The organism is Microbacterium sp. DT81.1 (genome assembly GCF_049844955.1).
Lineage (GTDB): Bacteria > Actinomycetota > Actinomycetes > Actinomycetales > Microbacteriaceae > Microbacterium.
Genome location: NZ_JBNCMA010000010.1, coordinates 39,187 through 62,247 on the forward strand (window position 1 = coordinate 39,187; position 23,061 = coordinate 62,247).

The window sequence follows — 23,061 nt, forward strand, 5'->3', positions numbered from 1 at the left end:
ACGGTTTCGGTCGGCGTGTCGCCGGTACGGATGTGGCTGCTGTGGCGGGAGTGACGGGTGTCGGACGTCGTGGTCGCCGCCGGGGGCGCACGCAAGCGCGCCCCGACACAGAAGAGGCGGACCCCCGTAATGGGGATCCGCCTCTTCGACGTGTGCTGCTGGTGTCTACCAGCTCGACTGTGCCCTTTGGCTCGCTTACCAGCTCGACTTGGTCACGCCGGGCAGCTCGCCCCGGTGGGCCATGTCGCGGAAGCGGATGCGCGAGACGCCGAACTTCGTGAGGACACCGCGGGGGCGTCCGTCGATGACGTCGCGGCTGCGCACGCGCACGGGCGATGCGTTCTTGGGCAGCTTCTGCAGGCCGATGCGAGCGGCTTCGCGCTGCTCGTCGGTGCTGGTCGGGTCGACGAGCGCCTTCTTCAGCTCAGCGCGCTTGGTGGCGTAGCGGTCGACGATCACCTTGCGCTGCTCGTTGCGAGCGATCTTGCTCTTCTTGGCCATTCTTAGCGCTCCTCGCGGAAGTCAACGTGCTTGCGCACGACGGGGTCGTACTTCTTCAGCACGATGCGGTCGGGGTTGTTGCGACGGTTCTTGCGGGTCACGTAGGTGTACCCGGTGCCCGCCGTGGAGCGGAGCTTGATGATCGGACGGACGTCCTGAGCCTTCTTGGCCATTAGAGCTTCACACCCTTCGCCTGAAGGTCACGGACGACGGACTCGATGCCGCGGGCGTCGATGACCTTGATGCCCTTGGCCGACACGTTGAGCTTGATGTTGCGCCCAAGCGACGGAACGAAGTACGTCTTCTTCTGCACGTTCGGGTCGAAGCGGCGCTTCGTCCGACGGTGCGAGTGGCTGATCGAGTGACCGAAGCCGGGAACAGCTCCAGTCACCTGGCACACTGCTGCCATAGTGATTTCTCCTTAATACCGTGAGGCCGGACGGCCTCACCCAAGATCCCTTGTCTGTCCACACGCCACCGCGACCCACGACGAACTCAGGGAGCGACCCTCGACGAACTCAGGGACGGAAAGGTGGGGAGTGTGGGCGAACTGCGCGCGTGGAAGGCGCGCAGACAAAGAGTCAGTCTAGCACGGGCGGCGTGTCGCCTTGACGCCCTGCCGACTCGGCGGCGAGCTCGCCCGCTCCCCGCCCGAACCGGAACGGCGACACCGTCGGATCCCCCGGGATCCAGAAGCGCCACGGGAACGCCGCCGTCCCCGCGACGCCGGCGACGCCGACCCGCGGCCCCGTCGCGATGTCGACGTGGGGGGGATCGCGCAGTTCGAGCCGCGCGATCGGCCCCTCGAGCGCGTCGACGCCGTTGTGCACGGGATAACGCAGACCCACGGCATCCCCGAGCCGACCCGGTCCACGCGCCAAGTCGCGCTCGACGCGGGCCGCCGGGCGCCGCCGGAAGGCGACATCCCGCCCGTCGATCACCTCGCCGCCCCTCAGCAGCACCCCGCCGGCGGTGCCCTCCGGCCCGCAGACGACGTTGACGCACGAGTGGATGCCGTGGCTGAGGTACACGTAGAGATGCCCCGGCTCACCCCACATCACCGCATTCCTGGCGGTGGGGCCCATGCGCGCATGAGAGCCGGGGTCGGGCACCGCGCCGGTTCCGAGCCCGTGGTAGGCCTCGACCTCTGTGATCCTCACGGTGACCGTGCCGTCGGGCAGAACGGTCGTGAGGTGTCCGCCGAGCAGCCGTGGCGCCACCCCGAGGGGCAGCCCGGCAAGTTCGGCGCGCGTGGCCGAGCGGACCTCGCTCACGACGCACCCACCGCGCACCATGAGATGGCCGACCCCGCCAGGGTCACGACCTCGTCACCGGTCGAGAGCTCGATGATGTGCGTCTCCAGGTTCTGCGGGAGCGGCTGCAGGTACCCGTCGTACGGGTTCGACACCAGATCGGGCGCCACGAGCGCGGCCGCGTACCGCCCGCTCGGCGCGACACAGGTCTGGAGCACCCCGTCGGAGATGGGCACCTCGAGCAGCGGGAGCACCGCCCCCTCGTCCGAGACGTGCACCACCGACTGCTCGACCGGCAGGCCGGCGGCATCCCGCTCGGAGTACAGCCGCACGGTGCCGCCACCGGGGATCGGCGTGACGGACCCGGCCACACCGAGCGACTCCTCCCCCTCGGCCGGGACGAGCGGCTCTTCGCCGGCATCGGTCAGGTCGAGAACCCTGAGCCCGTCGATCCGCTCCACCACCGCCTGGAAGGTGCCCACCGTGATGCCGTCGATCGTCAGGGCGGCGCCGAGCGCGGTGGGGTCGCCGTCGGTCGCCGGATCGGTGAGCAGCAGGTCTCCCGCGAAGTCGATCAGCAGTGCGGCCGTCGCCTCCGGCACGAAGAGCCAGTCGACGACGCTCGGGGCCTCCCCGGCGATCTCCAGCGGCTGCGGTTCGGCATCCGCCTGCCGCAGCGACTGCGTGAAGATGACGCTCTCGCGGCCGCTGTCCTCATCGAGCGCGCGGTCGGAATACGTGTAGCCGACCAGATCGCCGCGACCGGAGACCTGCAGCGCGGTGATGATCCCGTCTCCCGGTAATCCGAGCTCGCGCCGGTTCTCCCCCGCGAGATCGGTGACGAGCACCACGGATGCGTCGTCCTCGACGACCGAGACGACCAGCCGATCGCCGCTGGCGCGGAAGTCCTCGATGTGCGGATGCGTGAACACCGGCACCGCGCGCTCGCCCGTCAGGTCGGTGCGGAAGATGGCGTCGTCCCCGCTCGTGCTGCGCTGCAGCAGGAACACCTCCGCCGCCGGTGTGCGGAAGCTCGACGTCAGGTCCGCGGTCGGTCCCCCGCCCACCGCCTCGACGTCCGACACCGTGACCGTGTACTCCGTGTCGTCCCAGAGCGGCACCGTGAAGCGCACCCCCACGCTCCGACCGGAGGCATCCACGGTGAACGGGACGTCCGGTTCGACGCTCACCTGATCGGCCGTCACGGAATCCAGCGCCTGGTTCGCCGTCAGGATCATGCGGGAACCGGATGCCGCGGCCGCCGCGGCGGGGTCCACCTGCACACCGGTGAGCCGGGGCCCCTGCGAGAGGCTCAATGCGGCTCCGGTCACGACCACGGCGATCAGCGCGGCCATCACGAGGGCGAACGCGGCGAAGAAGCCGCGTGTGCGCCGGGCCCGTGCCCGGGAGCGCCGGCTGGATCCGGCCGGACCCGCCTCAATACTCATACGGGTCGCCCGGCTCGGGGATGGGGTTCACGGCGCCCGGCTCGATCACGAGCGTGCCGTCGGCAGCGGTCCGCACCGTGCCCTCGAGCTCCACCCAATCGCCGACCTCGTAATCGCCCTCCCAGCCGGCGGCGACCACGGGCAGGGTCGCGGGCTGGGCGTCGATCACGCAGTGCGTGATGACGAGGCGGGTCAGCTGCACCGAGTCCGGGTCGTCGGGATCCGGCGTCAGGAATCCGGTCAGCGCGACGGTCTCACCGTCGAAGTTGTCGGGATTCGTCGAGGTCGCGAACACGGTGGCCCACTCACCGACCCCGAACTCGCTCGTGTCGCCGGAGGTCGCGAGCTGGATGGAGTCCGCGCCGCCGAACAGCGGCGGGGCACCGACATCCCGGGCCATGGCCAGCTCGACCGACAGAGAGGCGGGGGGAAGCACCAGAGCGGCGACCGTGATGCCGGAGGCGAGCACGCCACCGGTGACCGTGGCGACCATCGCCAGGGGTCGCCGGGGGGCGATGAGGGCGTCGTGGGCCTCCTCGTCGTCTCTGTGGTGGGCGCCGGTGTGCTCGTCGTGCTCCACGGCGGAACCGTGGTCGTGCGCGTGCAGCCCGTGCACCGCCGGAGCATCGCCGTGCTCGTGCCCGTGGTCCGCCTCCGCGCCGAGCGGCACGAGGAACGAGCCGACCGCCCCGACCAGGGCGACGACAGACATGCTCACCGCGAACCACGCCGAATCGGGATTGATGTAGAGCCCCAGCTGCCCTCCGGCGGCCAGGCCGAGCGTCACGACGGCCAGGCAGGCCGTGAGGCCCACGCCGAGCCAGCGGGTCGCGATCCAATCGGCCCTACGCAAGGAGGTTCACCCCGATCCCGATGGCGAACGCCGAGAGCAGCACGATGGTGACGATGCCCGCGAGGGCGCGCGTGGTGAAGGTGGTGCGCATGAGCGCGAGCATCTTGATGTCGATGAGCGGGCCGACGAGCAGGAACACGACCAGTGAGCCGGGCGAGAAGGTCGACGCGAACGACAGGGCGAAGAAGGCGTCGACGTTGGAGCAGATCGCGACCGTCATGGCCAGTGCCGTCATCGCGGCGATCGAGAGCACCGGATTCGACCCGATGGCGAGCAGCGTGTCGCGCGGGATGAGAACCTGCACTGCTCCCGCGAGGGCGGAGCCGATGATGAGGGCCGGCATGACCGCCCGCAGTTCGATGATGAACTGCGTGAGGCTGCGGCGGCCGCGGCCGCCTGGCTCGTTCACGACGAGATCGCACGTCCCGCGGAACCGGTCGGTGAGCAGCCCGTCAGGATCCGGATGACGGCTGTAGAGCCAGCCGATCAGATTCGCGATCGCGTATCCGCCCAGCAGCCGCGCGACCAGGATCCCGCCATCCCACCCGAACGCCTGGTGCGTCGTGAGGATCACGATCGGGTTCACGATCGGCGCCGCGATGAGGAACGTCAGGGTTTCCGGCACCGAGAACCCGCGGATCAGCAGGCCCCGCGCGAAGGGCACATTCCCGCACTCGCACACGGGCACCAGCATCCCGAGCAGAGACAGCACGGCCCGGCGGGCCCATGCCCGCCGGGGCATCCATCTCTCGATGACGCCTGGCGGCACCCACACCTGCACCACGATCGAGAGCGCGACACCCAGCACGACGAAGGGCAGCGACTCGATCAGCACGCTGATCGCGAGGGTCATCCCGTCCTGGGCGCGCGTCGGCAGCGACGCCGAGAACAGCGTCGGGGCGAGGCGATCGATCGCGAAGAGCACGGCGACCGCGACGATCCCGAGACCGAGAGCGACCGCTGGTGCGGCGCGCCGAGGCGTGGTGACCGCGCCCGCGCCGGGCTCGGCCGTGCTGAGCCGGGTCACGCTCCCTCGCGTGCCTTCGTGCAGGCGGCGCACAGGCCGAAGATGTCGACCACGTGCTCCGCGTCGGTGAAGCCGTGCTGGGCGGCGGTGCGGCGGGCCCACGCCTCGACCTCGCTCGCCTCGATCTCGACGGTCAGGCCGCAGGACCGGCAGATCAGGTGGTGGTGGTGGCCGGGACTGACGCACGCGCGGTAGAGCGCCTGACCGTCCGGGCTCTGCAGCGAATCGGCCTCACCGGCGGCGGCCAGCCCCGAGAGGGTGCGGTACACGGTCGCCAAACCGATGCCCGTGTCCTCGCGCAGCGAGGCGTGCAGGTTCTGGGCGCTCACGAATCCACGCGCATCGGCGAGCGCATCGCGCACTCGCTCGCGCTGCCACGTGTTCCGCTGAGCCATGTCAGAAGTTTAGGCGGCGACCCTGGACGCCGCCTCGGCGCCGGCAGACAGGGGACGGACGCGCCCGCGGCGGGAGGCGATCACCCGGCAGAGGACGTAGATGAGGAAGGAGATGGTGGTGATGTAGGGGCTGACCGGGAGGGTACCCGCGATGGCGATCAGGATGCCGCCCACCGCCGACACGAAGCCGAACAGTGCCGAGAGAAGGGGCACCGACAGGGGGCCCGTTGCCACCCGCATCGCCGCCGCGGCCGGCGTCACGAGCAGCGCCATCACCAGCAGCGCGCCGATGATGTGCACCGCGACGGCGACGATCAGTCCGAGCAGGAGCATGAACGCGAGCGACACGGCGGTGGTGGGCACGCCGCGCGCCGCCGCGGACTGGGGATCGAGGGAGTCGAAGCGCAGCGGCCGCCAGATCGCCAGCAACCCGAGCAGCACGAGCGCGCTGATGCCGATCAGCCAGCCGAGCTGCCCGGTCTGCACCGACACGATCTGCCCGGTGAGCAGGCTGAAGCGGTTCGAGCTGCGCCCGCTGTAGAGCGAGAGGAACAGGATGCCGAGGCCGAGGCCGAACGGCATGAGCACGCCGATGATCGAGTTACGGTCCCGGGCGCGCGCGCCCAGCCACCCGATCAGCGCGGCCGCGATCAGGGACCCGACGATCGATCCTGTGACGACGTCGACGCCGATCAGCAGGGCCGCGGCCGCCCCGGCGAAGGACAGTTCGCTGATGCCGTGCACGGCGAACGCCATGTCGCGCTGCATCACCAGCACCCCGACGAGACCCCCGACGAGGCCCAGCACGGCGCCCGCCCACACCGAGTTCGAGACCAGCGCGAGGATCTGGCCGTAGACGGGCAGGCCGCCGAACATCGCGTCCCACACGTCGTTCGGGTTCATTCGTGCACCTCGTCGTGATGGTGGTGCGACTCCTCGGCATCCGGTGCACCGACCACGACCAGCCGGTCGCCGGCACGCAGCACGAACACGGGTGCGCCGTACAGCTCCGACAGGACGCGGGAGTTGAGCACCTCATCCGGGGTGCCGAGCGTGAACGCGCCGTGGGCGAGGTAGAGGATGCGGTCGACCTTGCTCAGCACGGGATTGATGTCGTGGGTGACCAGCAGCACAGCCGCGTTCCGCTCCCGGCGGTGCCGGTCGATGAGTCCCACGACCGCCTGCTGGTTGGCCAGGTCGAGGCTCGTCAGGGGCTCGTCGCACAGCAGCAGACCGGGTTCGTCGGCGAGCGCCTGTCCGATTCGCAGCCTCTGCTGCTCGCCTCCCGACAGCAGGCCGACGGGCCGATCGGCATACCCCCGCGCCCCGACCGCGTCGATCAGCGCCTCTACGCGCGCGGCGTCGCCTCGACGAGGAAACGGCAGCCCGAAGCGGTGGCCGTCGACACCGAGGGCGACCAGATCGCGGCCGCGAAGCGCCGTGTCCCGGGGCAGCGGCCGGGACTGCGGCACATAGCCGACGCGGCGGCTGCCCTGCGAGCGGACGGGGTCGCCGAGTACGGAGATCGAGCCGGCGCTGAGCGGCTCGAGGCCGAGGATCGCGCGCAGCAGGGTTGTCTTTCCCGAGCCGCTCGGGCCGAGCACCGCGACCAGTTCACCGGGTTGCACCTGCAGGTCAAGGCCCGACCACAGCTCGCGGTCGTCGCGTCGCAGGGCCGCATCCGTGATCTCGAGAGCGGGACGCTCGAGCGCGGGCACGCTGGGCGTCACTCCTGCAGGGCGCCCGCCAGCGCCTCGACGTTCTCCTGCATCCACGAGATGTAAGTCTGCCCGTCCGGAAGCGTTTCGGAGAACGTGAGCACGGGGATGCCTCGCGCGTCGGCGGCGCCCACGATCTGGGTGGTCTCGGCCCCACCGGTCTGGGTGTTCGCGATCACTACGCGCACATCGCCGCCGTTGACCAGGTCGAGCGAGGCGAGCAGGGTCGCGGGCGGAACGTCCTGGCCCTCCTCCACCGCCTCGCTGAATTCGTGCGGCGTGACGTTCTCGAGCCCGGCGGCCGCGAGGAGGGCGGCCGGAACGGGCTCGGTCGCGAAGACCTGCGCGCCGCCCGCGACGGCACCGACCTCCTTCAGCGATGCCTCGAGATCCGCGATCTCAGCGACGAAGGCCGCGGCGTTCTCCTCGAAGGTCGATGCCTCCTCCGGCAGCAGTCCCGACAGCTCGGCGGCGATGGCCTCGGCTACCTGCTCGATGGTGTGCGGGTCGTACCACACGTGCTCGTTGAAGCCCTCGATGTGCTCGTTTTCGGCGCCGTCTTCTTCGGCGTGGGCGTCGTGGGTCTCCGCCGTTTCAGCGGCGGCGTCCTCGGTGTGGCCGTCATTGCCGGGGTAGTCGTGCGAGAACTCCGCGGCGGTGATCACCTGCGCGTCGCTGCCGCTCGATTCGATGAGCGCATCGACGAACGCGTCATAGCCGCCGCCGTTCTCGATGATGAGGTCGGCGGTGGTCACGAGAAGCTGGTCCTGAGCGCTCGGCTCGAACGAGTGCGGATCCTGCGAGGCGGAGTCGATGATCGAGGTGACGTCGACGAGACCGCCGCCGATCTCCTCGGCGATCTGGCCGTAGACGTCGGTGGACGCGACGACCTCGACCGCACCGTCGGCTTCCGCAGCGCCCGCGTCGCCCGTCGCGCATCCGGCCAGCACCAGTCCGGAAGCGGCGACGGCGGAAAGGGCGATCAGCGATCGGAAGTTCATTCCTCCAGCGTATGTCTATTGATAATCGTTCTCAAATCGCCCGACTAGAGCGTTCGCATCTGACGCCGTGAACGTCATGAGCGTCCATCCAGCTTTCGTGCCCTAACTATCTGAAGTGCCGTGTCCAAGAACACGCTTATCTGCATGCGCTCCATGACGAGGTGTGTCGTTGCCGGGGAGATGGCTTCTCGCCACGTTCCCGCCTCGGCGCGCCCATCCGCCCCCGAAAGTATCTTGAGCGGACGCGGCACTCGAGTCATAAGCTGCGCGATCGTTTCATGGCCGACTGAGGTGGCCAGGCTGCGGTCCGTTCTGCGCGCCGCCAGGGCAACCTCGAAGGCCCTCCGTCGCAGCGTCCCCACCATTCTTCGCAGTTCCGGGTCAAGCTCAGCATTGTGGAGCAAGTTGAGGTCGTCGCTGATGGTCCGCACGGCGAACAGGCGATCGGCTCGATCTGTGAGATCGAAGGCGGCCGTCAGCTGGTCAGTGGCGCGGAGAACCTGCTGAGTGTTGGAGGACTCGTCATCCAACACGGCAAGGTGTTCGTCGAGCTTCATGGCATTCATGAACGAGTCCGAGCTGAACGATTCGATCGTTCGAAGCTGAGAGCGGAGCCGTTCCGCCTCTCCGAGAGACATCAGCTCTACGTCGAGCTCGCCTGACAGGTGCCCGACGGCTACGAGGTGAACGGGGCCGATCAGCGCTAGCACAAGTGCATCGGTTTCCCTTAGGCGCGTCGCTATTTGGGTTTGCGACCTGATCGCCTCGTCGCGGCGTCTCAGCACCTCCGCCATCGCCGCCAGCAGAAGAGCCAACACGACCGCCACCAAGAGATTCGTGACGGCTTCCGAACTGAAGCCAATCCAGAATGCACGGTCGACGAGACCTTGCGATGTGATCAGAGCCTTCAATCCTGCGGCTAGAAGAGCGATCACGACGGCGAGACAGCCGAGCCCCCAGGCACGACGATAAGTGGACATAGGCCTCCGAACCCTGAGCACGCCAGCTGAGGTTCACGGTACTGTCCCCCGGTATAGCGGGGTAGCGCTCAGTCGAGCAGCAGCGCCGGCTCCTCGAGCACCGAGGCGACGTCAGCGATGAAGCGCGACATTCCGTCGCCGTCGACAACGCGGTGGTCGAACGAGCCCGCGACCGTGGTGACGAAGCGCGGGCGCACCTCGCCGTCGACGACCCACGGCTTCTGGCGGATCGTCCCGAGGGCCACGATCCCGGCCTCGCCGGGGTTGATGATCGGCGTTCCGGCATCCATCCCGAACACGCCGATGTTCGTGATCGTGATCGTGCCGCCCGACTGGTCGGCGGGCGTGGACTTGCCCTCGCGCGCCGTGAGCGTGAGCTTCTCCAGTGCCTTCGCGAGCCCGCGGAGGTTCAGGTCCTGCGCGTCCTTGATGTTCGGCACCAGCAGACCGCGGGGCGTCGCCGCCGCGATCCCCAGATTGACGTAGTGACGCAGGACGATCTCGGCGCCGTTGTCGGTGTCGACCCAGGCGGCGTTCACGTGCGGGGTGCGGCGCACCGCCCAGATCACGGCACGCGCCATGATCAGCAGCGGCGAGACCCGCACATCGGCAAAGTCCGGGGACGCCTTGAGTCGCTTGACGAGCTCCATCGTGCGCGTCGCATCGACGTCGACCCAGACGGTCACGTGGGGTGCCGAGTAGGCGCTCTGCACCATTCCGGATGCCACGGCCTTGCGAACGCCGCGCACGGGGATCGCCTCTTCGCGAGGGTTCTCACCGGCGGTCGAGCCGGCCGGAGGCGCGGAAACGGATGCCGCGGCAGCCGCCGGCGCGGCGGGCGGCGCCTGGCGCGGCACCGGCGGGACGGGGATCTTCTCCTCGCGCACCTGGCCCCACTCCGGCGTCTCGATGTTGCGGAAGACGCTCGCCTGCGACGCGTGCTTGACGACATCGTCGCGGGTGACCTCTCCCGCGGGGCCGCTGGGCTGCACGGCGGCGAGGTCGACCCCCAGATCACGGGCGAGCTTGCGGATCGGGGGCTTCGCCACGACCCCGACGGACGCCTTCACTGTGGCGGTCTGAGCGGCGGCATCCGGCTTGCGTCGCCGAGACTGCACCGCACCCCCCGTGCCGTAGCCGACGAGCACCGCGCCGCCGCCCTCGATGTCCGATCCGCCGTGCACCGGGATGTCCGCGGGGGCCGGCGACCCGGCATCCTCGATCGTGATGATGGCGGCCCCGACATCCACCGTGTCTCCCTCACCGAACAGCAGATCCCCGACGACACCCTCGAACGGCGACGGCAGCTCGACCAGCGACTTCGCGGTCTCGATCTCGACGAGCACGTCGTTCACCGCGACCGTGTCGCCGGGCGACACGTGCCATGACACGATCTCGGCCTCGGTGAGTCCCTCGCCGACGTCGGGCAGATGGAAGGTCTGGGTGCTCATCCGGGTTTCCTTTCCGGTGGTGCGACGCGTGGCGCCTGCGGTGAAGTGTCGCTCAGTACGCCAGGGCGCGGTCGACGGCCTCGAGCACCCGGTCGGCGTCGGGCAGGAAGGCGCCCTCCAGCTTCGCGGGCGGGAACGGGGCGTCGAAGGCCGACACACGCAGCACGGGCGCCTCGAGCGAGAAGAACGCCTTCTCCATCACGGTGGCGGCCACTTCGCTGCCGAGGCTGGCGAACTGGGGCGCCTCCTGCACGTACACCATGCGGCCAGTCTGGCGCACGGAGTCGAGGATCGGCCCGAAGTCGACAGGCGAGAGCGAGCGGATGTCGATGACCTCGCAGCTGGTGCCCTCCGACTCGGCGAGCGCGGCGGCCTGCAGCAGCGTCGTCACGATCGCCCCGTGACCGACCAGCGTCACGTCGGTGCCGCGGCGGACGATGCGGCTGGCGTGCAGCGGCACGGCGCGGGCCGATTCGTCGACGTCGCCCTTCTGCCAGTACCGGCTCTTGGGCTCGAGGAAGATGACGGGATCATCGCTCGCGATCGCATCCTGGATCATCCAGTACGCGTCGTTCGCCGTCGACGGGCTGACGACCCGAAGTCCCGGCGTGTGCGCGAAGTACGCCTCGGGGCTCTCCTGGTGGTGCTCGACCGCGCCGATGTGCCCGCCGTACGGGATCCGGATGACGATGGGCATGCGGAGCGCGCCCTCGTGCCGGTTGGTGATCTTGGCGAGCTGCGAGGTGATCTGGTCGAAGGCCGGGAAGACGAAGCCGTCGAACTGGATCTCGCACACCGGGCGGAATCCCGCCATCGCGAGCCCGATCGCTGTGCCGACGATGCCGGACTCCGCGAGCGGGGTGTCGAGCACGCGGCGATCCCCGAAGTCGGCCTGCAGCCCCTCGGTCACCCGGAAGACTCCGCCGAGCGGGCCGATGTCCTCGCCCATGAGCAGCACGCGGTCGTTCTCGGCGAGCGCACGGCGAAGGCCCGCGTTGAGCGCGCGGCTGATCGGCATGGAGGTCGTCACGAGGCGTCTCCCTCGAACGAGGCCTCGTAGCCGTCGAGCCACGCTCGCTGCTCATCGATGCGCGGGTGCGGCTCGCTGTACACGTGATCGAAGATCAGCGAGCGGTCGATCGTCTCGAGCTTCATCGTGCGGGCCCTGGCGTCGTCCGCGATGGAGCGGGCCTCGGCCTCCGACTCTTCGAAGAACGCGGCGGACGCCCCACGAGCCTCGAGATACGCGCGCATCCGGAGGATCGGGTCGCGCTCGGCCCACGATCGCTCCTCGACGTCGGTGCGGTACTTGGTCGGGTCATCGCTCGTGGTGTGGGCGCCCATCCGGTACGTCAGCGCCTCGATCGCCCGCGGACCGCCGCCGGCGCGCGCCTCGTCGAGGGCCACGCGAGAGACGGCGTAGCTGGCGAGCACGTCGTTGCCGTCGACGCGCAGGGTCGGGATGCCGTAGCCCTTCGACCGCTCGTACAGTGGGGTGCGCGACTGCGTCGCTACGGGCACGGAGATGGCCCAGTGGTTGTTCTGCAGGAAGAACACCTGGGGCGTCTGGTAGCTGGCTGCGAAGACCATCGCTTCATGCACGTCGCCCTGGCTGGATGCGCCGTCGCCGTAGTAGACGATGACCGCGGCGTCCTTCTCCGGATCGCCCGCGCCGCTCTTGCCGTCGAACGCGAAGCCCATCGCCAGCCCCGTGGCGTGCAGCGTCTGCGAGCCGAGCACGAGCGTGTAGATGTGCGTGTTGCCGTTCTTGGGTTCGGTGGGATCCCAGCCTCCGTGGGTCAGCCCGCGCATGAGCCGGATGATGTCCACCGGGTCGACGCCGCGGATCATGCACACGACGTGCTCCCGGTACGACGGGAAGAGATGGTCTTGGGGCTTGGCCGCCCGGGCGGACCCCACCTGAGCCGCCTCCTGCCCGTAGCTCGGCGGCCAGAGGGCAAGCTGGCCCTGCCGCTGCAGGTTTGTCGCCTCCCGATCGAAGGCGCGGACGTTCACCATGTCGCGGTAGAAGCGCTCGAGCGCACTCTCGGGGAGGGCCTCGATGATGTCGAGATAGGGCTCTGCGGCGGCGGTCGGGGCGAGCGTGCCGTCGGCCGCGAGCACGCGAACGAGGTCGGAGTCGGCCGGGGACGTCATTTTCCTACGCTAACGCGCGCCCGGGATGAGCCTCCGGGAGGTTGCGGACAACGGATGCCGCAATCCGTAGGACCCTCTCCACAGACTCATGCTCCCCGACGGATATGCGGATCCCGTCGCCGGCGAAGGGGCGAACGATCAGCCCCGCCTGATCGAAGGCCTGGCCGATCTCGAGCGTCTGGTCACCGGCCGGCAGCCACACGAAGTTGCCCTGTGCCTCCGGCACCCGCCAACCCGCCGCTCTGAGGCCCGCGGCGAGGCGATCGCGACGCTCCGCGATGGCGGCGACGCGTTCCCGCAGCTCGGACTCGGCGTCGAGGCTCGCGATCGCAGCGTCTTCCGCCTGCGCCGTGACCGAGAGGGGGATGCCGGTGCTGCGTGCCGCGTCGAGCACGCGCGGGTGCCCGATGGCGTAGCCGATGCGGAGGCCCGCGAGTCCGAACGCCTTGGAGAAGGTGCGCAGCACGACCACGTTCGGATGCTTCTCGAAGAGCCGGGTGCCGAGGCCGTCGACCGCGTGCGGGTCCGTGACGAATTCGGCATAGGCCTCATCGAGGATCACCAGCACCGTCGGCGGCACCTCCCGGAGGAACTGCTCGAACTCGCGCTGCGGAACGATCGGCCCGGTCGGATTGTTCGGGGTGCAGACGATGATGCAGGACGTGCGTTCGGTGACCGCAGCCGCCATGGCCGGCAGGTCGTGCTGCGAGTCCGGAGTCAGCGGCACCTGAACCTGAGTGGCACCGGCGACCAGCGCGAGGCTGGGGTACGCCTCGAAGGAGCGCCACGCGTAGATCAGCTCGTCGCCGGGCGACGATGTGGCGAGCGCGAGCTGCTGCAGGATGGACACGCTGCCCGCGGCCACATGCACGCCGTCCGGTTCGACGGAGTAGCGGGCGGCCAGGCGGGCGCGCAGCCGGCCCGCCGAGGCATCCGGATAGCGGTTGATGGAGGTGGAGGTGCGGAGCGCCTCGAGCACCGAGGGCAGCGGGTCGAACGGGTTCTCGTTGCTGGAGAGCTTGAACGCGTCCCCCTCCGCCTGCCGGCCCTGCTTGTAGGCGGGCAGCGCGGCGATCTCCGGGCGGATGCGGGGAAGAACGGGCTCGGGCGTGCTCACCGTCCGAGTCTAGGAGCCTCTTTCCTTTTCGACTCCAGCGTCGTGGGAGGATGACGCCCATGCGCTTCCTCATCCGGGTCGTCATCAACGCGTTCGCCATCTGGGTCTGCACCCTCCTCCCCGCGCTGACGGTCACCGTCACGGCCTTTCCGCCGGGCGAGACGCTCCAGTACGTGCTCACGCTGCTGATCGTTGCCGCCGTCTTCGCGATCATAAACACGTTCATCGGGACGATCGTCAAGATCATCGCGATCCCGCTGTACATCCTCACGCTCGGCCTCATCTCACTGGTGATCAACGGCTTCCTGCTGTGGCTGACCGCGTGGATCACGAGCTTCTGGGGTTGGGGACTGACGATCGGCGACTTCTGGTGGGGAGTGCTCGCCGCGCTGCTCATCACGATCATCAACTGGATCTTCGGGATCATCCTCCGTCCGCAGCGCGACGACGACTGAGTGCCTACGAGCGCTCGGCCGCGTACTCCACGACCTCGACGGATGCCGCTCCGCCGAGCTCCCTGAGCACATCCCGCACCCCGTCCACGCGGGGGTCGGCCGAGGCGTCCACCAATGCTGCCGTCTCGATGTAGCCGTCCATGGCATGCGCCGGCGCTTCGAGATCCCGCATCCCGAGACGCGGGTCGCCCATGCGCTCCACGGTGAAGCTGCCGACCGCCCCTGTGCCGGCGCCTGACCCGCCGCCGGCGAGCGCGGAAACCGGATCATCGACGTGCCGGAACGACACGTTGAGAGTGGACGCCGGCACCTCGGCCTCGACGGGGGACCCGAACGACACCAGCGTCTGGACGTCGAAGCCGCCCTCCACCGCCGTCAGTCCGGCGATCATCGCGCCCTGCGAGTGCCCGAAGGCGTGCACCACATCGCCGTCCGTGGCGCCGGAGGCCCGCAGCGCCTGCTGCACCGCCTGGTAGGACGCCGATCGCTCGCCGGTGTAGGCCTGGGCATTCGACAGGTTGTCGAAGGGGTCGGCGCCGCCGAGGGCCCGCGATCGGGTGCCCGCGACGTAAACGGCGAACTGGCGGGTGCCGCCCGGCATCGTGTACTTCTCGACCCGCACGCGGGCCTGCCCGCCACCCGGGATCCGAGCGGCCGCGTCGGCCAGGCCCTTCGGCGCGGCGGGCGGCTGACCGGCGGCCGAAGCCGTGGGGGGCAACGCGCGCACCGTGACCGCGGGGGGCGGCCCCGCGAGCTGCGAACCCGCGCGGACGGTGCCCGAGCGGGCCGCGGCCAGGCCGCCGACGAGGGGACCGGCCAGCAGCCCGAGCGCGGCGAACCCTGGTTGCCCTGTTGCCGTGGTCACGCCGGCTGCCTGCAGCGTGAGCGCCGACGCCCAGGTGAGGCCCCTCCAGAAGATGTCGAGCCTGCCCTGCCGGACCGCATCCGGATTGCGCCGGCCGATCGCGTCGATGGCGGCCTCGTGTCGTGCCGCCGCCGTCTCATCCCCCGCTGCGGCGGCGGCGCTCCGCAACGCGGTCAGCTCGACGACCTCGTAGACGTCCGCCGACGAGCGGACCGCGGTCGCCAGGTCGCGGCACTCGGTGGCCGCAGTGTCGGCCCCGACACCGAGCACGTGGATGTCGTCCGCGGTGCCGGCCGCCTCCACCGCGCATCGGGTCGCCCGCCGGAAGGCCTCCGCCGTGCTCTCGACGTTCTCGGCGAGGCCGTCCAGCCGCGCCGCGACGGCACGAAGCGTCTCCGTGTCGACCGCGACGACGCCACCGGCGCGGATGTCGATGTCGTCGCTCATGCGCCGAGCAGCGCGAGGCCGGCGACGTATCTCCGCCGCTCGGCGTGAATGTCGGCGATGGCGGCATCCGCCCCCACCGCAAGCTGCTCGAGCCGCCGCTCGATGCCGTCCATCCGCTCGTACACGTGTCGGACGGCATCGGATTGCCAGTTCACGTCGGCGGCCAGCGTACGAGCCAGCCGTGCGCACGACTCCAGCTCGTCGCGCGAGTTGCGCAGGAGCGCGACCACGACTTCGGCGTCGAGCAGCAGGGGATGGACCAGGGAAGACACCGGACGAGTCTGCTCGCCACCGCCTCGCGTCTGGGATCGCCGACGTCACCTGTGCGATGTCGGAGGGCTGCGTCACACTGTGCAGGAGACGATCAGGTCCCGCCCCGGCACAATGGAGTGATGACCGTGCCCGACGACGCCCTGTTCCGCGTCGTCTTCGTGTGCACCGGAAACATCTGCCGCTCCCCCATGGCCGAGGTCGTCTTCCGCCGGTTCGCGGATTCCGCGGGCCTCGGCGACCGCATCGTCTCGAGCAGCGCGGGCACAGGAGACTGGCACGTCGGGGAACGCGCCGACGCCCGCACGATCGCCGCCCTCGATCGCCGAGGCTACGACGGCACGCGCCACCGCGCGAAGCAGTTCGACTCCGTCACCTTCGCCGCCAACGACCTCGTCATCGCCCTCGATCGGAGCCATTCCCGCATCCTGCGCAGCTGGGCGCGCGACGAGGCGGAAGCCGACAAGATCGCCCTCCTGCTGGACTTCGACGCCACCGCCGACGGGGCGCTCGACGTCCCGGACCCCTACTACGCCGACGCCGCGATGTTCGACATGGTGCTCGGTATGATCGAGAGCGCCAGCCGGGGCCTCTTCCGGCAGCTCGAACCCGCGATCCGGCCGTCCGCCGCCCGACCCGGAGGACCCCCGTGACTTCTCTGCCCCCTCAGCCGCTCAGCCCCCTCGACGGGCGCTATCGCGCCGCGGTGGCGCCGCTCGCCGACTACCTCTCCGAGGCGGGGCTCAATCGCGCGCGCGTCGAGGTCGAGGTGGAGTGGCTGATCGCCCTGACCGATCGCTCGCTGTTCGGCACCGCACCCCTCGCCGAGGCCGACAAGGCTCGCCTGCGCGCGGCCTACGTCGACTTCGGCCAGGCCGAGATCGACTGGCTCGCCGAGCGCGAGGCCGTGACGCGCCACGACGTGAAGGCGGTCGAGTACCTCGTGCGCGACCGCCTCTCGACCCTGGGGCTCGACGCCGTCGCCGAGCTGACGCACTTCGCCTGCACCAGTGAGGACATCAACTCCCTCGCCTACGCGCTCACGGTCAAGCGCGCCGTGGAGCGGGTGTGGCTGCCGAAGCTGGTCGCCGTCACCGGAGCGCTGCGGGCGATCGCCGAGCAGCACGCGGATGCCGCGATGCTCTCCCGCACGCACGGACAGCCGGCGACGCCGACGACCATGGGCAAGGAGATCGCGGTGTTCGCGTGGCGCCTGGAGCGCGTCGCGGCGCAGCTGGCGGCATCCGAGTACCTCGGCAAGTTCTCCGGTGCGACCGGAACGTGGTCTGCTCACGTCGTGGCGGCGCCGGATGCCGATTGGCCGCAGATCTCGCGGGAGTTCGTCGAGTCGCTCGGCCTCGCCTTCAACCCCCTCACCACCCAGATCGAGTCGCACGACTGGCAGGTCGAGCTCTACGATCGTGTGCGCCACGCCGGCGGCATCCTGCACAACCTCGCGACGGATGTCTGGACCTACATCTCGCTCGGCTACTTCGCGCAGATCCCCGTCGCGGGCGCCACGGGATCATCGACCATGCCGCACAAGATCAATCCGATCCGATTCGAGAACGCCGAGGCCAATCTGGAGCTCTCCGGCGCGCTGTTCGCCTCGCTCAGCGCGACCCTCGTGACCAGCCGCCTTCAGCGCGATCTCACGGACTCGACGACCCAGCGCAACATCGGCGTCGCGTTCGGTCATTCGCTGCTCGCGCTCGACAACCTGCACCGCGGGCTCGGCGAGATCTCGCTTGCCGAAGACGTGCTGCTGGCCGACCTCGATGCGAACTGGGAGGTGCTCGGTGAGGCGATCCAGACAGTCGTGCGCGCCGAGGTCGTCGCGGGGCGCTCGAGTATCAGCGACCCCTACGCGCTGCTCAAGGAGCTGACCCGGGGCCGGCGCGTCGGGGCGGCCGAGCTCGCGGAGTTCATCGGGGGCCTCGAGATCGGGGACGCGGCGAAGCAGCGCCTGCTCGCGCTGACGCCCGCGACGTACACCGGATTGGCATCGACGCTCGCAGTGCGCGACTGAGCCGCAAAGCCTGCGAGGGGCCGGCGCCGCGGTGGCGCGGCGATGACCCTGGCGTCAGACCTTCTGGTCGGGCTTGCCGTCGTCCGGCTTTTCTTCTTCGGGCATCAGCACCGGTCGATCCACCGGCCTCTGCACCTGAGCCGGGTCTACGGCGAGCATCAGCATCGCGAGGCCCAGCAGCACGACGATGAACGTGATGCCCGCGACGATGAGTGCGAGGGGTCCCACGTCCTTGCCCTGGACCGCGCCGGTGGTCACGGCCGTGACGATGCCGGCGAACGCCGCGCACCCGAAGGCGATCGCGAGCAGGTGCAGCGGCCGGAGCAGGTCGCGCCGGTTCGGCTTGTCGTTCATGCACCCTCCTCGGGGCGAGGAGCGGATGTCGCCGCGGGCGCTTGGTCCATGACCGGCGCATCCCGCCGGGGCGACAAGCCCGCGATCGCGAGATAGACGGCGACGATAGCCGCGTAGGCGCCGAAGACGCCGACCGCGATGGCGATGCCGGTGAGCGTGAAGGTCTGGTCGGCGTCGGGAATGTAGTAGTCCAGCACGTACCGGCCGGGGACGACGAGAAGCGCGATCCCGAGCACGACGGTGAGAATGCCGACCGTGAGTGCGTCGCGCGCGGCGGCGCGACCCGCGACCGTTGGGTCGGCATCCGCCGGTTTTGCGCCGTCGTTGCGGAGCGTGCGAGGCGCCCGCCATCCCGCGACCGTCTCGACGGAGCCGGTGGTGAGCGCCCAGGCGATCACGACGGCGAAGAAGAGCTCGGGCGATCGCAGGGGAACGATCCCGCCGATCATTCCCGCGACGATGGTGAGCGCGCCCATGGTGATCGGCATCCAGCGCGTTCCGGCGGGAGCGATGAGCCATGCGGAGATGAGCCAGACGAGGCCCGTCGCGATGGCGAAGCCGCTGAACACCGAGAGGCCGATGGCCGCGGAGTGGTCGGGCGAGAACGTGATCATGACCGCCGCAAGGGCCGCGAATACGGCGCGGAGCAGCTGCACGTGGTGTGCGGCGAAGCGCGCGGGTGCTTCGGGGGCGGTGGGCATGGCGGATCCTGGATCGGAACAGGGGATTCCCCCAGTCTAGCCGCGGGTGGAGGGACACCCTCCGGTGGTGCCGCGAGGATGGGCGGGGCCGGCCGATCGTCGTGATCGGCCGGCCACGGTCACCCCACGAACCGGTGCGCCGCTGTCAGTGCCCACCGCCCGGCTTGCCGCCCTTCTTCGCGGGAGCGGCCTGGAAGGCTCGCTCGATCTCCTGGAAGAACGTGCTGCCCGCGGCATCCTCGGCGCTCAGCCGCAGGTCGATCCAGGCGCCGCCGTCCGGCACCTTCAGCGACGTCTCGAAGGCGGATACGAACGCGCGTGACTCGACGAAGTCGTCGTTCCCGGGGTCCACGGGCCCGGAGGGGGCGTCGGTGCTGCCGGCCGCCAGAGTAATCGGCTTCCAGGCACCGCCCGCGACGCGAGCCTCAAGGGTGACCTCGGTGACCTCGGCGCTGCCGACGGTGCCCGCGATGTGTCCGACCTCCAGACGGAGGGGGATGCCGCTGGCCTTCTTTCGCCCGGCTCCTACGGTGCCGGCGTCATCGAGCTCAACGTCGTAGTACGCCTGCAGCAGGGGCAGAAGCTGCGAATGCTGATCGTCCACTGACCCGGTGGAGGAGAACGTCCACTCGGTCAGCGTGCTCGGGGAGGAGTCGAGGCTGGCCCCGTCGTGCGTTGCGGTGTTGCGCACGCGCCAGGCGCTCTCACCCTCCGGCAGGTCCGAAACCCCCGGCGCCTGCCAGACCGACGACGCCTTCAGCTGTCCGTCGACCCATACTTCGGTGAGCTGCGAGCGATTCGTCTGCCCACCGAAAAGGTCGTACGCCCCGGTGTGCGTGGGGCTCCCGCCATCGCTCCACGACGGGATGTTCAGCTGTGCGAAGCCGCCGTGACGAGCGGAGGCCCAGTACCCGGGACCCGCGTAGGGGCGCACGATCGCACCGAACCAGCTCTCCTCGGAGACCGAACCCGGCTCGTAGGCGCGGCGTACGTCGCGGACCTCCCAGCCCGGAGCCATCGCCATGGCGTACTGGTACCACTCGACCTCCCCGGTGTTCACCCACTCCGTGCGCGTCAGGCCGCGCTCCGTGCGCATCGCCAGACCCTCGCCGAACTGCACGCCGGGAGCGTAGTCGTAGCGGAACTCGCCGACGAGGGCGCCCGCATCGCCCCGATAGGTCGTATCGATGCGCGCCAGGTCCGTCGGCGCGAAGTGCAGGTCCGCAGGAATGGACCCCTCGGTGTTGTTCGCGATGTCGAAGACCTCGCGAGCGGTGGGTTCGCCGACGCCCTTGATCGTGACCTTCTGCGCCGCGATCGAGCCGAGGAGCAGTGCGCCCTGCACGCCGCTTACGGAAGCGACCGGGATACCGACGCTCGTCGTGTAATCATCGGACCCGACCCATTCGATGAACTCGCCGTCGGCGTCGTTCACGACCAGGACCAGCGCCGCTCCCGCCGCGAGGGCGTTCACCGCCCGCCGGTTCGGCGAGACCTCGCTCGAACGCGTCACGACGGCGACCTTGCCCTTCACGGTCGTGCCGAGCGCCGCGAAGTCCTCGGCGCTGCCGGTCCCGGCATCCACCGCGCTCGTCCTGATCTCGCCGTCGAGGAAGGTCGATCCCGCCTGCACCAGCAGGTCGAGCCGCTCCTTGCCGGCGGTGAGGGCGAGCATGGGCTGCTGCAGTCGCCAGCGGGTCGTGAAACCGAACTCGTCGGCATTCGGCGCCTCGAGCGGCTGCGCGTAGAGGGCGTCGCTCCACGGCGCCCCGAAGATGCTGCCGGTGAACCCGTCGGCGCGGTACGACATCTTCGTGAAGGCCGCTTCCAGGCCATTCTCACCCACGTCGACCGTCACGGGCTTGGCCGCACGCGCGTCGAATGCCACCTCGGTATCGCCCTCGAGCACCAGGTCGGGGTCGCCGACGAGCGCCGTCACCTTGCTGTCCGCTTCGAGGTCGGTCTCGAGGAAGGACATGAAGGAGTAGCGCCCGGCGGGAAGCCGCATGGTGAGCTCTCCGTCGACCATGAACGGCTCGAAGTACTCGCTTTCGGGGTGGTACATCATGCCGAACGCCGAGATCGGCTGACCGTTGAAGCCGGTCGCCTTGATGGTGACGTCGTACCGCTCCGCCTCGGCGATGATCCCGAGTGCGGTGCGGGCCACGGGAGTCCCGTCCACCGAAGCGACCAGCGCGCCGGAGAACTGGGAACCCGCGGGGACCGCGGCGGGGTCGGCCGTCATCGTCACCGTGCGGGTCTCACCCGCCGGGATGGCGACCTCGTCGACGTCGACGGAGAGGACGCCGTCGGCGGCGCCGTGCAGTGTGGCGCTCAGCTGGAGCACGACGTCGTCGGGGCCGAGGTTCGTGTACGCGACGGGACGGATGACCGGGTCGGCCGCCTCCCCCCACGAGAGCATGCCGAAATCCCCCGAACCGGATGCCACCACCCGGGCGTCGATCGCGTTCTCCACGTCGACGACACCCGTGCCCGCCTGGTACGAGGTGAGGCCCGTGTCGGCGGCCGAGCTCATGAGGGCCGCGCGCAACTGCTCGCCCGTGAGCTCTGGATGCCGCTGCTTGAGGATCGCGGCGGCGCCCGCCACGTGCGGAGTGGCCATCGAGGTGCCGCTCATCCCGACGTAGCTGCCCTCGCCGGGGCTGTCGGCGGACCGGGCCGCGGTGATGTCGCTGCCCGGTCCGGCGATCTCGGGCTTGAGCGCCCCGGAGAAGGCGAGCGGACCCTGGCTCGAGAACTCCGACAGCGCGCCGGTCGGGTCGTAGACCGAGCCCACCGTCAGTGCTCGCGCAGCGGAGCCGGGTGATCCGATCGTCTCGGGGGCGTAATTGTTGCCCGCCGCGACGACGAAGAGAGCCCCGGTCTGCTCGGAGATCGCGTTCAGCGCCTGGGACATCGGTGAATCGCCGTCGTCGGCCTGCGAGGACCCGAGGCTCATCGACACGATGTCGGCGTTCTGACCCGCCCACTCCATGGCGTCGATGATCCACGAGTCCTGGCCGGAGCCGTTCGAGTCGAGGGCCTTGCCGATCAGCAGGTCGGCGCCGTCAGCGACCCCGCGGTGGGTCCCGCCACTCGCCGCGCCCGTTCCTGCGATGGTCGAGGCGACGTGCGTCCCGTGCCCGTTGACGTCGTCGGAGACCGCCTCGCCGGGGACGAAGCTCTTCGATCCGGGAAGCACGCGGCCGGCGAGGTCGGGGTGCGTGTCGTCGTAGCCGGTGTCCAGAACCGCGACGGTGACTCCCTCGCCCGTGAGTCCGCGCTCCCAGGCCTCTGATGCGCCGATCCAGGGCACGCTCGAGTCGAGGGTGGCCTGCACCTTGCCGTCGAGATGGATCGCCTGGAGACCACCGCCGAGGGCGACCGCGGAACCGAACGGCGCGGCACCCGACGTCTTCGTCAGGGCGCTCCAGGTGGTGGCCGCGGAAGCGTGGTCGGCCGTCGCTGCGGCGCCGCCGACGCTCTCGAGCGGGATGCCGACCTGGACGCCCGGAAGCGGGGCGCCGAAGGGAGCAGGACCGTCGGTGTATTCGACGATCAGGGGGGTCGCGTCCACGGAGGCGTCGTCGTAGCCGTACTCGAGAAGCCGCGACACGTTGAACAGGTCGTCATCGAGCAGGCCGGCGGCGAGGTAGGGCATGGCGGCGCGGGGCAGCACGTGCAGTTCGCCGCCCATAGTCGCCGTCTCCACCACCGAGCCCTCGACGGCGGGATCGATCTCGACGGCCGTGCTGCCGTCGGCGAGCTCGGTGACCTCGACCTTGTCGCCGGTGATCAGGGTGACGGTGCGTGCTCCCCCGTGCACGGGCGCGGGGGCGGCAGCGGACGCGGTGGGGACGGCACCGGGGGCGGTGGCGGGATCCGCCGACGCCGGTGCCGTGGCGAGGCCGACGCCCGCCACCCCGATCGCCAGACCGCCGATGGCGGCGACGATCGTACGCGTACGGCGCTGCACGCTGGTCCTGCTGATGTGGGTCCCGCTGAGCAGCGGGGTGCGGGGGATTTCGGGCACGGGGGA

The 23,061-nt window shown here is 70.0% G+C and carries 24 protein-coding genes; 3 read left to right on the forward strand and 21 right to left on the reverse strand.

The genetic code is table 11. The features are described 5' to 3' along the window. Positions 1-195: 195 nt before the first annotated feature. From rpsN to ACLQ2Q_RS21000, 16 genes are all read right to left on the reverse strand, one after another. The gene (gene rpsN, locus ACLQ2Q_RS20925) at positions 196-501 is read right to left on the reverse strand and encodes a 30S ribosomal protein S14 (protein WP_425823561.1); all 306 of its coding nucleotides are present in this window, start codon (positions 499-501) and stop codon (positions 196-198) included. 2 nt (positions 502-503) lie between these two features. Beyond that, positions 504-674, reverse strand: a complete 171-nt coding sequence (gene rpmG, locus ACLQ2Q_RS20930) for a 50S ribosomal protein L33 (protein ID WP_013584775.1) — start codon at positions 672-674, stop codon at positions 504-506. Beyond that, positions 674-910, reverse strand: coding sequence for a 50S ribosomal protein L28 (gene rpmB / locus ACLQ2Q_RS20935; protein ID WP_425823563.1), 237 nt, complete (start codon positions 908-910; stop codon positions 674-676). Before rpmB ends, rpmG begins: the two co-directional genes overlap by 1 nt. A 172-nt stretch (positions 911-1,082) precedes the next feature. Next, positions 1,083-1,796, reverse strand: a complete 714-nt coding sequence (locus tag ACLQ2Q_RS20940) for a DNA-3-methyladenine glycosylase (protein ID WP_425823565.1) — start codon at positions 1,794-1,796, stop codon at positions 1,083-1,085. Then, positions 1,772-3,202 (reverse strand): Ig-like domain-containing protein, encoded by a 1,431-nt coding sequence (locus ACLQ2Q_RS20945; RefSeq protein ID WP_425823567.1) that lies wholly within the window; start codon positions 3,200-3,202, stop codon positions 1,772-1,774. Before ACLQ2Q_RS20945 ends, ACLQ2Q_RS20940 begins: the two co-directional genes overlap by 25 nt. Further along, positions 3,192-4,055, reverse strand: a complete 864-nt coding sequence (locus ACLQ2Q_RS20950; protein WP_425823569.1) for a DUF1980 domain-containing protein — start codon at positions 4,053-4,055, stop codon at positions 3,192-3,194. Before ACLQ2Q_RS20950 ends, ACLQ2Q_RS20945 begins: the two co-directional genes overlap by 11 nt. Continuing rightward, the gene (locus tag ACLQ2Q_RS20955) at positions 4,048-5,082 is read right to left on the reverse strand and encodes a permease (protein WP_425823571.1); all 1,035 of its coding nucleotides are present in this window, start codon (positions 5,080-5,082) and stop codon (positions 4,048-4,050) included. The genes ACLQ2Q_RS20950 and ACLQ2Q_RS20955 overlap by 8 nt, the downstream gene beginning before the upstream one ends. Further along, positions 5,079-5,477 carry a Fur family transcriptional regulator gene (locus ACLQ2Q_RS20960; RefSeq protein ID WP_425823573.1) on the reverse strand — a complete coding sequence of 133 codons (399 nt, stop codon included), beginning with the start codon at positions 5,475-5,477 and terminating at the stop codon, positions 5,079-5,081. Before ACLQ2Q_RS20960 ends, ACLQ2Q_RS20955 begins: the two co-directional genes overlap by 4 nt. Positions 5,478-5,486: 9 nt before the next feature. After that, the gene (locus ACLQ2Q_RS20965; protein ID WP_425823575.1) at positions 5,487-6,380 is read right to left on the reverse strand and encodes a metal ABC transporter permease; all 894 of its coding nucleotides are present in this window, start codon (positions 6,378-6,380) and stop codon (positions 5,487-5,489) included. After that, positions 6,377-7,195 carry a metal ABC transporter ATP-binding protein gene (locus ACLQ2Q_RS20970; protein WP_425823578.1) on the reverse strand — a complete coding sequence of 273 codons (819 nt, stop codon included), beginning with the start codon at positions 7,193-7,195 and terminating at the stop codon, positions 6,377-6,379. The genes ACLQ2Q_RS20965 and ACLQ2Q_RS20970 overlap by 4 nt, the downstream gene beginning before the upstream one ends. Before the next feature lie 8 nt (positions 7,196-7,203). Then, positions 7,204-8,196: a metal ABC transporter solute-binding protein, Zn/Mn family gene (locus ACLQ2Q_RS20975; RefSeq protein ID WP_425823580.1), complete on the reverse strand. Its 993-nt coding sequence runs from the start codon at positions 8,194-8,196 to the stop codon at positions 7,204-7,206. A 74-nt stretch (positions 8,197-8,270) separates the two neighbouring features. Then, complete coding sequence (locus ACLQ2Q_RS20980; protein WP_425823582.1) at positions 8,271-9,176, reverse strand: hypothetical protein; 906 nt, start codon at positions 9,174-9,176, stop codon at positions 8,271-8,273. A 68-nt stretch (positions 9,177-9,244) separates the two neighbouring features. Further along, positions 9,245-10,627: a dihydrolipoamide acetyltransferase family protein gene (locus ACLQ2Q_RS20985; protein ID WP_425823584.1), complete on the reverse strand. Its 1,383-nt coding sequence runs from the start codon at positions 10,625-10,627 to the stop codon at positions 9,245-9,247. 52 nt (positions 10,628-10,679) lie between these two features. Continuing rightward, positions 10,680-11,645, reverse strand: coding sequence for an alpha-ketoacid dehydrogenase subunit beta (locus ACLQ2Q_RS20990; RefSeq protein WP_425823629.1), 966 nt, complete (start codon positions 11,643-11,645; stop codon positions 10,680-10,682). Between the two features lie 8 nt (positions 11,646-11,653). Continuing rightward, on the reverse strand, positions 11,654-12,784 hold the full coding sequence (locus tag ACLQ2Q_RS20995; protein WP_425823586.1) for a thiamine pyrophosphate-dependent dehydrogenase E1 component subunit alpha: 1,131 nt from the start codon (positions 12,782-12,784) through the stop codon (positions 11,654-11,656). 4 nt (positions 12,785-12,788) lie between these two features. Continuing rightward, on the reverse strand, positions 12,789-13,901 hold the full coding sequence (locus tag ACLQ2Q_RS21000; RefSeq protein ID WP_425823588.1) for a histidinol-phosphate transaminase: 1,113 nt from the start codon (positions 13,899-13,901) through the stop codon (positions 12,789-12,791). Between the two features lie 59 nt (positions 13,902-13,960). Between ACLQ2Q_RS21000 and ACLQ2Q_RS21005 the strand changes: the two genes are divergently transcribed. Next, positions 13,961-14,356 carry a phage holin family protein gene (locus tag ACLQ2Q_RS21005; RefSeq protein WP_425823591.1) on the forward strand — a complete coding sequence of 132 codons (396 nt, stop codon included), beginning with the start codon at positions 13,961-13,963 and terminating at the stop codon, positions 14,354-14,356. Positions 14,357-14,360: 4 nt separating this feature from the next. On the opposite strand, the gene ACLQ2Q_RS21010 is transcribed toward ACLQ2Q_RS21005, so the two are convergent. Together ACLQ2Q_RS21010 and ACLQ2Q_RS21015 are read right to left on the reverse strand one after the other, a co-directional pair. Then, positions 14,361-15,668: an alpha/beta hydrolase gene (locus ACLQ2Q_RS21010; RefSeq protein WP_425823593.1), complete on the reverse strand. Its 1,308-nt coding sequence runs from the start codon at positions 15,666-15,668 to the stop codon at positions 14,361-14,363. After that, a complete protein-coding gene (locus tag ACLQ2Q_RS21015) occupies positions 15,665-15,940 on the reverse strand; it encodes a hypothetical protein (protein WP_425823595.1) in 276 nt (91 codons plus the stop codon). The genes ACLQ2Q_RS21010 and ACLQ2Q_RS21015 overlap by 4 nt, the downstream gene beginning before the upstream one ends. 120 nt (positions 15,941-16,060) lie before the next feature. Between ACLQ2Q_RS21015 and ACLQ2Q_RS21020 the strand changes: the two genes are divergently transcribed. Together ACLQ2Q_RS21020 and purB are read left to right on the forward strand one after the other, a co-directional pair. Then, positions 16,061-16,591 carry a low molecular weight protein-tyrosine-phosphatase gene (locus ACLQ2Q_RS21020; RefSeq protein ID WP_425823597.1) on the forward strand — a complete coding sequence of 177 codons (531 nt, stop codon included), beginning with the start codon at positions 16,061-16,063 and terminating at the stop codon, positions 16,589-16,591. Continuing rightward, on the forward strand, positions 16,588-17,967 hold the full coding sequence (gene purB, locus ACLQ2Q_RS21025) for an adenylosuccinate lyase (protein WP_425823599.1): 1,380 nt from the start codon (positions 16,588-16,590) through the stop codon (positions 17,965-17,967). Before ACLQ2Q_RS21020 ends, purB begins: the two co-directional genes overlap by 4 nt. A 54-nt stretch (positions 17,968-18,021) precedes the next feature. Here purB and ACLQ2Q_RS21030 read toward each other — a convergent pair whose 3' ends face one another. From ACLQ2Q_RS21030 to ACLQ2Q_RS21040, 3 genes are all read right to left on the reverse strand, one after another. Further along, the gene (locus ACLQ2Q_RS21030) at positions 18,022-18,321 is read right to left on the reverse strand and encodes an amino acid transporter (protein WP_425823601.1); all 300 of its coding nucleotides are present in this window, start codon (positions 18,319-18,321) and stop codon (positions 18,022-18,024) included. Beyond that, positions 18,318-19,022, reverse strand: a complete 705-nt coding sequence (locus tag ACLQ2Q_RS21035; protein WP_425823603.1) for an acyl-CoA synthetase — start codon at positions 19,020-19,022, stop codon at positions 18,318-18,320. Before ACLQ2Q_RS21035 ends, ACLQ2Q_RS21030 begins: the two co-directional genes overlap by 4 nt. 145 nt (positions 19,023-19,167) lie before the next feature. Beyond that, positions 19,168-23,055: a S8 family peptidase gene (locus ACLQ2Q_RS21040; RefSeq protein WP_425823605.1), complete on the reverse strand. Its 3,888-nt coding sequence runs from the start codon at positions 23,053-23,055 to the stop codon at positions 19,168-19,170. Positions 23,056-23,061: the final 6 nt, after the last annotated feature.

Bases quoted from the DNA above. Each gene is read 5' to 3' on its own strand.
- ACLQ2Q_RS20980 (WP_425823582.1), bottom strand. From the start codon at position 9,176: ATGTCCACTTATCGTCGTGCCTGGGGGCTCGGCTGTCTCGCCGTCGTG.
- rpmG (WP_013584775.1), bottom strand. From the start codon at position 674: ATGGCCAAGAAGGCTCAGGACGTCCGTCCGATCATCAAGCTCCGCTCC.
- ACLQ2Q_RS20945 (WP_425823567.1), bottom strand. From the start codon at position 3,202: ATGAGTATTGAGGCGGGTCCGGCCGGATCCAGCCGGCGCTCCCGGGCA.
- ACLQ2Q_RS20975 (WP_425823580.1), bottom strand. From the start codon at position 8,196: ATGAACTTCCGATCGCTGATCGCCCTTTCCGCCGTCGCCGCTTCCGGA.
- ACLQ2Q_RS21035 (WP_425823603.1), bottom strand. From the start codon at position 19,022: ATGCCCACCGCCCCCGAAGCACCCGCGCGCTTCGCCGCACACCACGTG.
- ACLQ2Q_RS21010 (WP_425823593.1), bottom strand. From the start codon at position 15,668: ATGAGCGACGACATCGACATCCGCGCCGGTGGCGTCGTCGCGGTCGAC.
- ACLQ2Q_RS20990 (WP_425823629.1), bottom strand. From the start codon at position 11,645: ATGCCGATCAGCCGCGCGCTCAACGCGGGCCTTCGCCGTGCGCTCGCC.
- ACLQ2Q_RS20995 (WP_425823586.1), bottom strand. From the start codon at position 12,784: ATGACGTCCCCGGCCGACTCCGACCTCGTTCGCGTGCTCGCGGCCGAC.
- ACLQ2Q_RS21020 (WP_425823597.1), top strand. From the start codon at position 16,061: ATGACCGTGCCCGACGACGCCCTGTTCCGCGTCGTCTTCGTGTGCACC.
- ACLQ2Q_RS20940 (WP_425823565.1), bottom strand. From the start codon at position 1,796: ATGGTGCGCGGTGGGTGCGTCGTGAGCGAGGTCCGCTCGGCCACGCGC.
- ACLQ2Q_RS20960 (WP_425823573.1), bottom strand. From the start codon at position 5,477: ATGGCTCAGCGGAACACGTGGCAGCGCGAGCGAGTGCGCGATGCGCTC.
- ACLQ2Q_RS21030 (WP_425823601.1), bottom strand. From the start codon at position 18,321: ATGAACGACAAGCCGAACCGGCGCGACCTGCTCCGGCCGCTGCACCTG.
- rpmB (WP_425823563.1), bottom strand. From the start codon at position 910: ATGGCAGCAGTGTGCCAGGTGACTGGAGCTGTTCCCGGCTTCGGTCAC.
- ACLQ2Q_RS20965 (WP_425823575.1), bottom strand. From the start codon at position 6,380: ATGAACCCGAACGACGTGTGGGACGCGATGTTCGGCGGCCTGCCCGTC.
- ACLQ2Q_RS20985 (WP_425823584.1), bottom strand. From the start codon at position 10,627: ATGAGCACCCAGACCTTCCATCTGCCCGACGTCGGCGAGGGACTCACC.
- rpsN (WP_425823561.1), bottom strand. From the start codon at position 501: ATGGCCAAGAAGAGCAAGATCGCTCGCAACGAGCAGCGCAAGGTGATC.
- ACLQ2Q_RS21005 (WP_425823591.1), top strand. From the start codon at position 13,961: ATGCGCTTCCTCATCCGGGTCGTCATCAACGCGTTCGCCATCTGGGTC.